This is a genomic window from bacterium, from assembly GCA_023145965.1.
Lineage (GTDB): Bacteria > UBP14 > UBA6098 > UBA6098 > UBA6098 > UBA6098.
Map to the genome: position 1 here is coordinate 1 of JAGLDC010000138.1, position 1,873 is coordinate 1,873.

General features: G+C 44.1%; 3 protein-coding genes. All 3 read right to left on the reverse strand.

Translation table 11 applies throughout. The features are described from left to right. A partial coding sequence (locus KAH81_10530; protein ID MCK5834089.1) for a Gldg family protein occupies positions 1-642 on the reverse strand: 642 nt, incomplete at its 3' end. Between the two features lie 35 nt (positions 643-677). After that, on the reverse strand, positions 678-1,430 hold the full coding sequence (locus KAH81_10535; GenBank protein MCK5834090.1) for an ABC transporter permease: 753 nt from the start codon (positions 1,428-1,430) through the stop codon (positions 678-680). Beyond that, positions 1,427-1,873: ABC transporter ATP-binding protein (locus tag KAH81_10540; protein MCK5834091.1), on the reverse strand; the 447-nt coding region annotated here is incomplete at its 5' end. The genes KAH81_10540 and KAH81_10535, both read right to left, overlap by 4 nt.

The following is a 1,873-nucleotide window of genomic DNA, read 5'->3' on the forward strand; positions in this document are numbered from 1 at the left end:
AGTGGTCAGCATTAACTCTTTTATTTCAAGATTATCACGGAACATGGCCGTTCCAATCCGCGAATAACCCCAAACGGGATCAAACTCGGTTACGCGTCGCTCGCCATGTCCAACTAAGAAATAGACCACCGGAGTCTCGCCTTGCACCAATCCTTGAATTGCACTGGAAAAAGCTTGTTCCCCTTTAAAGGCGGAAAGGACTGGTTTTTTTTGACCCTTAACCTGAATGACATTCGCTAAGTCCGATTGCTTCACTACTTTATTTTTTCCATCCACGGAAAATACAATCACCTGCGCTTTGGTTAGGCCATATTTCTCCGCAAGTTTCTTCGTTCGCGCTAAATCGTGAACCGGATCGATCCACTCAACATAAATATTTCTTGATCGATATTGATACTCTTCCAGGAGGTTCTCAATATCCATATAGAGCGCACTTTCTTCCTGGAAAAGAACCGAGATATCAACGCGATCCTCGAGGCCTTCCAATAGATTAATCGTTTTTTCAGATAAGGAATAATACTTCCGACCGCTTAAATCGATACGGAAAGGGTTGGTTAAGGCAATCACGTTAACCAATAACACCACCACCAATGCAAACACCACCGAGGTGATGCGATTTAACTTGGATAATAATCGTTTCATCTATATTTCTTTCACTAATACGGTTAAAAGCAAAATTATGCTCGATTAAACTCAACCACTCGAATGGACGCAAACAGAACCCAAATCGTGCAACTTAAATAAAGGACGACCGTCCGGCTATCCACAATACCTCGTGCGAAATCAAGCATATGAGCTGAGGAAGAAAAATATTGTCCCACAATTCGCGCTGAAGGACTCGCCGCCGTATAAGCCATATAAGCCCCCATCAAAAACGTGCCGAACAAAATCGCAAATCCAGCAATTGCGGCGACAATTTGGTTCGAAGTTAAACTCGACATTAAAAGTCCGATGGAGATATAGAATGCCCCCACAAGCATTACCCCAAGCGCTCCAGCTTGCAATGCCCCCACATCAGGAAAGGGTAAATTACCCATTGGACTCAATCGGCTTTGAATATAGGCATACGCAAAGATCGGCAACCACAATACGGTATAAAAAACTAACGCCCCGAGAAACTTTGCGATGACCAATTCAGGAACCCTTAGCGATGTAGTCAACAACGCTTCCAGCGTGCCAAGCTTCCGCTCCTCTGCAAATAAGCGCATGGTGATCAAAGGAACTACCACCGGCAGACTAAAGCTAACCAAAGGACCTCCAAACATCCATTGCGTTGCCATCGTCAACGGCTCCCCATTGGCCAGCTGATAAAGCAACAGCATAAAATTTCCGCCGGTCAACACCCAGAAAAAGAACATCACAACAAATGCAATCGGTGAAAAAAAGCAGGTTCGAAGCTCTTTCTTCAATAAACTAAAAAACCGATTCATTTCATTTCCCCAGAACGTTGAGTCAATTGCACAAAAGTCTCCTCTAACGAATGTTCCTGTTCTGAGAGCTCGCGCAACGCCCATCCTTCGGAAACCGCAAGTTTAAAAAGAACGACGCGCATTTCAGAAGATTCCGCTTCAACTTCAACCCTAATCCAACCTCCGAACAAGGTGCTCGAATTTGAAACATTCATCCCACCCCTCGAATTAATTTTAGACTCCACCTCGTCGAGTTCGGCCATCACCTCCATTTCGATGATGGAACAGGTATGCAATTTTCGATGCAGATTTTCTTCGGTATCCGCTGCAATAATCTTTCCTTCATTGATAATCAGGATCCGTTCACAGATCGCCTCGACCTCTGGGAGAATATGCGTACAAAGAAGAATCGTATGTTTCTCAGAAAGCTGTTTAATTAATTCACGTACTTGGCGAATCTGATA